Origin of the sequence: Streptomyces sp. NPDC046805, assembly GCF_040645355.1 — a bacterium.
Taxonomy (GTDB): domain Bacteria; phylum Actinomycetota; class Actinomycetes; order Streptomycetales; family Streptomycetaceae; genus Streptomyces.
Map to the genome: position 1 here is coordinate 1 of NZ_JBEYYC010000073.1, position 7,557 is coordinate 7,557.

A 7,557-nucleotide genomic window follows, 5' to 3' on the forward strand; every position below is an offset into this window, starting at 1 on the left:
CTGGTGCGGGAGAACCACGTTACTGGGACACGCTCCTAGCCGGTGCATGCCCTCCAAGTTTCCCTGATCGACCGCGGCGCGGAACCAGTGCTCGGCCTCGCCGACCGTCTCAGCATCGCGTTTGGCGATCCTGGCAAGCGTCAGCATCGAGTCCACATCTCCCGCCGCCGCCTGCTCGCGCCACATGGCGGCGTCTCTCCCCTTCGCAGACGCATAGCTGTGCTTCCTCTCCGTCCCAATGCCACCTGCGAGTTCCGTGGTCCGCAGCGAATACTGCGGACCACGGGACCCAGCTTCACGTGTTGGCCTTGGTCCCTCGTCCTCGAATCCCAGGGCATAACCCTCGGCCATGCCTCTGGCCTCCGCGGCTTCGTCTGCCACGCTCCGTTCGCTGCAGCAGGACGGTTTGGTGCATCGGGAGATCGGCACGGGGCAGCCGCCGTCGGTGACGTACTCGGTCACGGAGCTGACCCGCAGCGCGGCTGCGGCACTGGCCCCGCTGCTGGACTGGATCCGCGTGAACGCGGCGGCGATCACGGCACGCTCCGAGAAGGACGACGCGGTCGACGGACATCGGCCGTAGCTTCAGGCGATTCAGGTGTGCCGGCCCGCCGATATACGAGCCCGGCTGCCGGCCGAACGTGCCGGCGCCGGACGCGCGCCGACCGTGGCCTTCGGCGTGCCGGCCTCTTCGCGGGCAGTCGGGTGTCCGCTTATCCGGCAGTCGGCGCGTGGCCGATGGGAGTCCACGTGTATGTGTCGCCCACGGGCGTGGCACGGCCGAACGCACCGTGGGTGAAGTGCCCCGCGGCGATCACGGTGTCCGGCCGCTGGAGCACGCCATCGCGCACGGCTCGGACCCGCTCCGGATCGACGTCCGAGGCGAACGTGCACACCGTGTCGGCGATTTCCACCGGCGAGTGGAAGAGGTCTCCCGCGATGAACACCGATTCGCTGTGGTCGCCCGACGGGTCGTGTACGACGACCGCCAGGTGTCCCGGGGTATGACCGGCCGTGACCTCGATGGTGACGCCGGGTGCGAGGGTGTCGCCGTCCTGGACGAACTCGATGACGTCTTGGAGCGGCTTGATCGTGGCCTCGGTGTCCGGCCCGCCCAGCTCGCCCGCCGCCTCGCCGGTCCAGTACCGCCACTCGGCCTCGGTCATGACATGCCGCGCCCGGGCGAAGGTGAGGCCGCTAGGCGCTTTCGGCTCGGGCGCGTTCGGTACGGGTGCGACGTCGGTGGTCCAGCCGATGTGGTCGACGTGCAGATGCGTGTAGACCACCGTGTCGATGTCGTCCGGGGACAGTCCTTCCGCGGCAAGGCTCTGGAGGAGCTCGCCCCCCTTCATGTGGGCGACGCCGGGCACCTTCATGTCCATCCCGCCGAGAGCGAGATCCACGAGGATCTTCTGGTCCCCGGCGCGTACGAGGAACGATCCGAACGGGAGGACGAGTTGGCTCTCTTCGAGACAATCGTGGTTTGCCGCCCAGTCCACCGCCGGCATGGTCGCCTCCGGGTTGAACAAGCCGACACCATCGATGAGATAGGTGATCGATGTTTCACCTATGATGATGCGTTCAGCCTTGCGAGGCATGTCCATGTCCATTTCGTGAGCCGGGGTGCTGTATCGGTGGTAGAACGTTACGCAGGCCGCTCCGGCGCCGCTCGGCCAGTTCCGCGACGATGACCTGGGAGACGGGTCGCGAGGCGAGCTCCACGATGGCCTGCTCGAAGACCGGGTGCGTTCTTCTTGAGTGACCACGGTGACGACCAGCTCGAACGTCTGCGCAGCGAGGTCGAGTCGGTCGGACCTCGTGGGTCGCCGCCGGTCGATGAGCTGCACCGCGATGCGGATGCAGGCAGCAACCGGTCCCTCAAGAAGAAGCGCACCCTGGACCGGGGTGGGAGGAGTTGTCAGAGCAGCGTCATGACGGCCTTGGTCTCGAGGTATGCCTCGAGACCCTCGGCGCCGAGCTCGCGTCCCCAGCCGGACTGCTTGTAGCCGCCGGTCGGCATCGTGACATCCGGGCTGGGATGCACGTTGATGCCGACCCGGCCGGCCCGCATCCGCGCCGCGAAGCGGTGGGCGCGACCGACGTCGCGGGTCCAGACGCTGGCGGCGAGGCCGAAGGTGGTGTCGTTGGCGATCCTCACCGCCTCCTCGTCATCGGTGAACGGGATGACCGCCACCACCGGGCCGAAGATCTCCTCGCGCACCATGGTCATGTCGGGGCGCGCGTTGGCCACGACGGTGGGCGGGTAGAAGAACCCGGGACCGTCGGCGGCCGCACCGCCGGTGACGATCTCCGCGCCCTGCTCCCTGCCACTGTCCACGTAGGACGCGACGCGCGCGCGGTGCTTCGCGGAGATCAGCGGGCCCATCATCGAGTCCGGCTCGGTGCCGTAGCCGAACTTCAGCGACTGCCCGATCTTGCTGACCCCGGCCACGACGTCGTCGTAGATGTCCCGGTGCACCAGCAGGCGGGAACCGGCCGTGCAGATCTGCCCGGCGTTGGCGAAGATCGCCATGGCCGCGCCCTGAATGACCGCGGGGACATCGGCGTCGCCGAACACCACGACCGGTGACTTGCCGCCCAGCTCCAGCGTGACCTTCTTCAGGTTGCCCATGGCAGCCGTGATGATGGCCCGGCCGGTCTCGGTGGAACCGGTGAAGGAGACCTTGTCCACCCGCGGGTGCGCGGCCAGCGCACCCCCCGCCTCCTCGCCGACGCCGGTGACCACGTTGACCACGCCCGGCGGGATCCCGGCCTCCAGGCACAGCTCGGCCAGCCGGATCGCGGTGACCGGGGTCTCCTCCGCCGGCTTGATCACGCTGGTGCAGCCGACGGCGAGAGCGGGCGCGAGCTTCCAGGACAACAGCAACAGCGGCCCGTTCCACGGCACGATGATGCCGGCGACGCCGATCGGCTCGCGACGGGTGTAGGCGTGGAAGAGGCGGCCGGCGGCCTGAACGTCGCTGGAGCGGCCGTCCAGGCGCTGCACCGCGCCGGCGTAGTACCGGAAGGTGGCCGCCACACCGAGGACCGAAAGCCGCGCCTGGGCCACCGGCATGCCCTGGTTGCGGCTCTCGAGGGCGGCCAGCTCGTCCGCGTGCTCCTCGACGAGGTCACCCAGCCGCCACACCAGCCGGGCACGCTCGGCGGCCGGCAGCCCGGTCCAGCCGCCCTCGTCGAAGGTGCGCCGGGCCACGGCGACCGCGGCGTCGATGTCCTCGGCGCCGCCACGGGGAACGCGCGCGAACACCTCGCCCTTGCCCGGGTCGGTGACCTCCAGCCACCGACCCGAAAGTGCCTCGGTCTGCTCGCCGCCCACCAGCATGGGATGCGAGGTGATGGTGGTCTGCTGTGTCGTCATTCCGTGCCCTACTTTCCGGCGCCGATGTTGAACAGCGGAGGCAGGGCCTCGGCCAGTTCCTCGGCGCTTCACTTGCCGTTGTTCCGGACGATGGAGTTGGTGCCGCCGTGCAGGCCGAGTGGTTCGGCGTAGATACAGATGTCGCCGCCGGAGGCGTGGACGAAGCGGCCGGTGACCTCGCCGGCCTGGTCGCTCACCAGGTATGTCACGACGAGGGCGATGTAGTCGGGACCCAGAGTGATCGACGCCAGCATGCCCATCGTGCGTGCGTTCGCGTCTTGCCCCGGGAACAGCTGGGTGGTGGCGCTGGGGATGAGGCGGTTGGCGGTGATCCCGGCCGGGGCAAGGCCGGCGGCCAGCGCCGAGGTAAGCCCCATGATCCCGGCCGTGGCCGCGGCGTAGGCGGGGATCGGCGCCAGGAACGCGGCGCGCGACGCGACGGTGATGATCCGGCCGCCGTCGCCCTGCTTGGTCATGTGCTGGACCGCGGCCTTCGCGCACCCCATAGGCCCGGTGAGGTGCACCGCCAGCGAGTTGTGCCACCGCTCCTCGGTGAGGTCGGCAACGGAGTCGGCCACGAAGTTGCCGGCGTACATCACCAGGAAGTCGATCCGGCCGAACTTCTCGATCGCGGTACCGATGATCTTCGTGCTGGAGTCGAACGTGGCCACGTTGTTGCCGTCGGCGACCGCTTCGCCCCCGGCTGCCCTGATCTCGGCGACCACGTTCTCCGCGGTGAGCTTGACGTCCCCCAGGACCAAGTCGTTGACCACAACCTTGGCACCGCGGGCCGCGAGATCGAGCGACACGCCGCAGCCGACCCCGCCGCCGCCGGTGACGACGGCGACCTTGCCTGACAGGTCCAACGTTGAGTATCCCTCCAGCATTAGGACATCCCTGGCCGTGCCGAAGTATCATACAAACATTTGGTTAAATGAGAAGGGTTCGTGCGCGTGATTTCGGATCGGTCAGCGCGGTGCACGCGTGGTCACCGACCGTGCCGGCGAATCAGTACTTGACGACGGCGTGGAAGCGGATGTCGCCTTGTCACCCGGCGGACCGCTTCGACGACCTCTGTCTTGTCGAAGGTCTCGATGATCGACGTCACCTTGCCCACGGCGGCCAGGTCGAGGGCTTCGGTGAGGTAGCGCAGCCAGCTGTGGGTGGCGCCGATGAACTTCTGGCGCTGCGCGAAGAAGGGCTGCACCAGGTCGGTCGGCACGACGAAGTCGACGAACGGGTCGAGCCCCAGCAGGACGGTCCGGCCGTCATGGCGCAGCCCCTTCATGGCGCGTCGGCCTGCTCGTAGGAGTTCGAGCACAGCAGCAGAACGTCCGCTGCGCCGATCGCCTGCAACTCGGTGCCGTCGCCGACGACGTGGTCGGCACCGAGCTGCTCGGACAGCTCGACTTTGTTCTTGGAGTGGGTGACCGCGAACGTCTCGAAGCCGCACGCCTTGGACAACTGGAGCGCGAGGTGGCCGAGGCCGCCGATGCCCACGACGGCGATCCGCTCGTGCGGCTGCGGCTCGGCTGCGCGCAGGCCACTCCAGGTCGTGTAGCCGGCACACAACAGCGGAGCGGCGTTCTCGAAGGACAGGCCGTCGGGGATCAGCACGGTGCCGGTCGCGGTGACGGCCATGTACTCCGGTGTCCACCCTCGGTGGTGAAGCCAATCAACCGGGCCGGGCCGGCATAGTTGATCGCGGTCTGCCCGGACAGCGGCCGGTTCTGCCAGCAGTAGGTACTGAGGGGCGCGGTCACCGGCGTCACCCGCGTCGGCCAGGCCCTGGGAGGCCGCCCGGCGCGGCGCCCGCCTGGTCATCGCCTCTCCCGAACCCGCGGACGAGACGGTCGAGCGGATCGTGGCCGGGGGGCGAAGCAATGTGGGTCGAGGTCGACATCGCGGACTACGACATGGTCGCCGCATCGGTCCCCCACATCGTCGAGGCGTACGGCGGGGTCGACGTCCTCGTCAACAACGCCGCCGGCTCGACGGCGCCCGGCAGGTTCCAGGACACCGACCCGGCGACGTGCGACGGCAGTTCGAGATCAACGTCAGCAAGTACACCTCACTGGCCTTCACCAAAGTCGTACGGCAGGCCGCCGGCTCGAAGCGGTACCGCGCGGCCACCGGGAAGCCGATCGCCTTCCGGCCGCAGAGCGCGCAGCCCTACGACGACCGAGCACCGGCTGAACAAGCGGCGGTGCAAGGCGGTGCGGCGGGCGAAGGACATCAATCACGAAATCGCGAAGCAGGTGGTGGCCGAGGCTGGGGGCACCTCCCGGCCGAAGGCGGGGGCGGCGCCGCGCGGTACGGCTGCCCTCGGTCGTCCGGGTGCTCCCGGCGCCGAGCGCATCGCGGCCGAGCTGCAGAGCAGGCTCCTGGGTGCGCTGGGGGGAGAGGGCGGGCCCGGCACGGGCGTGTGACCAGGCGCCGCCCTCAGGCTTGCGTCATCGCATCAGAACACCAGCACCGGCTTGATCGCGCGGCCGCTGCTGGCGGCCTCGGCCGCCTCGTTGATCTGCTCGAACGGGAACCTCGCCACCAGCTTGTCCACCGGGAACTGGCCGCGGGCGTGGAGCTCGATCAGGCGGGGCACCATGTCGTCGGGGACGGCGAGCCCGCCCGGGAAGCCGGAGATGCTGATGCCGCTCAGGGCCATCTGCTGGAGAGACACCGAGAACTTCGCGCCCGACGGATCGATCCCCAGCAGGGCCACCGAGCCGCCCTTGGTGACGCTCTGGATGGCGGACTCGGCGACATCGATGCGTCCGGAGGCCTCGACGGCGTAGTCGACGCCGTCCGGAACGATCTGACGGACAGCAGCCGCCAGGTCGTCCGTCTCGCGTGAATTGATCACGTGGGTGGCGCCGATCTCCTGGGCGAGTGCGAGACGCTCGGCGGACACGTCGACGGCGATGATCGTGGTGCAGCCGAGGATCCGTGCCATCATCACGGCCGCCATGCCGACGGCGCCGGTGCCGGTGGTCAGCAGCGAGCTGCCCGGGGAGGGCTTGAGACCGTTGAGGACGGCGCCGGCGCCGGTCTGGACACCACAGGCGAGCGCGGGCGCGAGGGTGAGATCGAAGGCGGGATCGAGCTTCGTGGCCTGCTGCTCGTTGGCGATGCAGTGGGTGGCGAAGCTGGACTGGCCGAAGAACTGGCCGTAGACGACCTCGCCGTTCCTGGACAGTCCGGTCGTACCGTCGGCGCGACCGCCGGAGTGGTTGAGGAGGCTGTTGCTGGGGCAGAGCTTCGGCTTGCCGCTGACGCATACGCGGCACTTGCCGCAGGCCAGGTAGTTCAGCAGCACGTGGTCGCCGACCTGGAGCTTGGTGACGGCAGACCCGACGGCCGCCACGACGCCCGCCCCTTCGTGCCCGAAGACGATCGGCCGCGGGAACGGCACTCCACGGCCGTGCAGGTCGGATCCGCAGATGCCCGTCGCCACCGTCTTGACGACAATCTCGTTGGCACGGGGTTCCTCCAGCTCGAGCTCCTCGAGCACGAACTTCCCCTTGGGGTCGACCTCCATCGAGAGGGCGGCGGTGATCAGCATCTTGGTTCTCCTTGTCCGGCATCATTGCCGTCGAGCCTTGAAGCGAAAGGCCAATGTATTAACTAACTATATGGTTGACTACTTTTGTGAGCCAAGTCACTCAGGAGACCCGTCGGCTTCAGGCGAGCCGCGCGCTTGGCAGAGGCTCATCGGCGACCAGGGCCGTCAGGGCACGCACGAAGAGTGGATCGAAGACCGGCGCTGCGCCACGGAGCTGGTGGACCTCGAGACGCAGAACCAGGGCATGCCGCCGGCCGGCCCGCGCGAGACCAGGGCCTCGACCCCGTCGTCCCGCCACAACTGGTGCCACTGGCATACCGACTGCCGGCTCATGTGGAGACGCTGGGCGACCTCCAGGTGGCGGCTTGATCTTCTACTCGAACAGGTCGGCTGCCTGCAGCCGTACAGCCCCCCGACGCTGCCGCCCCACAGCAGTCAGCACGCCCCCATCCGCATATCTCACACAGCACGGAATACAGCCCGCACCCCAGGCCCATCAGGCCACATCGGCAAAGATCACCCTGACGAGCCGAAGTCGGTAAGGGTTCCGGTGTTGGTGTCGTCCGTGATCAGCGGATGCGGTGCAGAAGGCCGGTACGTGGTTCTCCCGCACCAC

The 7,557-nt window shown here is 68.7% G+C and carries 10 protein-coding genes; 2 read left to right on the forward strand and 8 right to left on the reverse strand.

Annotated elements, in window-relative coordinates; translation table 11 throughout:
• The coding region (locus tag ABZ910_RS35945; RefSeq protein ID WP_361373587.1) for a hypothetical protein at positions 1 to 381 on the reverse strand (381 nt) is incomplete at its 3' end.
• Positions 382 to 409: 28 nt separating this feature from the next.
• On the opposite strand from ABZ910_RS35945, the gene ABZ910_RS35950 reads away from it, so the two are divergent.
• Positions 410 to 583 (forward strand): hypothetical protein, encoded by a 174-nt coding sequence (locus ABZ910_RS35950; RefSeq protein ID WP_361373589.1) that lies wholly within the window; start codon positions 410 to 412, stop codon positions 581 to 583.
• 130 nt (positions 584 to 713) lie between these two features.
• Here ABZ910_RS35950 and ABZ910_RS35955 read toward each other — a convergent pair whose 3' ends face one another.
• From ABZ910_RS35955 to ABZ910_RS35975, 5 genes are all read right to left on the reverse strand, one after another.
• Positions 714 to 1,598 (reverse strand): MBL fold metallo-hydrolase, encoded by an 885-nt coding sequence (locus ABZ910_RS35955; RefSeq protein ID WP_361373591.1) that lies wholly within the window; start codon positions 1,596 to 1,598, stop codon positions 714 to 716.
• 320 nt (positions 1,599 to 1,918) lie between these two features.
• Positions 1,919 to 3,379 (reverse strand): aldehyde dehydrogenase family protein, encoded by a 1,461-nt coding sequence (locus tag ABZ910_RS35960; RefSeq protein WP_361373593.1) that lies wholly within the window; start codon positions 3,377 to 3,379, stop codon positions 1,919 to 1,921.
• 68 nt (positions 3,380 to 3,447) lie between these two features.
• On the reverse strand, positions 3,448 to 4,245 hold the full coding sequence (locus ABZ910_RS35965; RefSeq protein WP_361373595.1) for an SDR family NAD(P)-dependent oxidoreductase: 798 nt from the start codon (positions 4,243 to 4,245) through the stop codon (positions 3,448 to 3,450).
• A 122-nt stretch (positions 4,246 to 4,367) separates the two neighbouring features.
• Complete coding sequence (locus ABZ910_RS35970; protein WP_361373597.1) at positions 4,368 to 4,667, reverse strand: hypothetical protein; 300 nt, start codon at positions 4,665 to 4,667, stop codon at positions 4,368 to 4,370.
• Entirely contained in the window at positions 4,664 to 5,020 is a 357-nt protein-coding gene (locus tag ABZ910_RS35975) for a zinc-binding dehydrogenase (RefSeq protein WP_361373599.1), read from the reverse strand. The genes ABZ910_RS35970 and ABZ910_RS35975 overlap by 4 nt, the downstream gene beginning before the upstream one ends.
• 242 nt (positions 5,021 to 5,262) lie before the next feature.
• On the opposite strand from ABZ910_RS35975, the gene ABZ910_RS35980 reads away from it, so the two are divergent.
• Complete coding sequence (locus ABZ910_RS35980; protein WP_361373601.1) at positions 5,263 to 5,808, forward strand: SDR family NAD(P)-dependent oxidoreductase; 546 nt, start codon at positions 5,263 to 5,265, stop codon at positions 5,806 to 5,808.
• 32 nt (positions 5,809 to 5,840) lie between these two features.
• Here ABZ910_RS35980 and ABZ910_RS35985 read toward each other — a convergent pair whose 3' ends face one another.
• Together ABZ910_RS35985 and ABZ910_RS35990 are read right to left on the reverse strand one after the other, a co-directional pair.
• Entirely contained in the window at positions 5,841 to 6,941 is a 1,101-nt protein-coding gene (locus ABZ910_RS35985; RefSeq protein WP_361373603.1) for an NAD(P)-dependent alcohol dehydrogenase, read from the reverse strand.
• 165 nt (positions 6,942 to 7,106) lie between these two features.
• A complete protein-coding gene (locus ABZ910_RS35990; protein ID WP_361373605.1) occupies positions 7,107 to 7,274 on the reverse strand; it encodes a hypothetical protein in 168 nt (55 codons plus the stop codon).
• Positions 7,275 to 7,557: the final 283 nt, after the last annotated feature.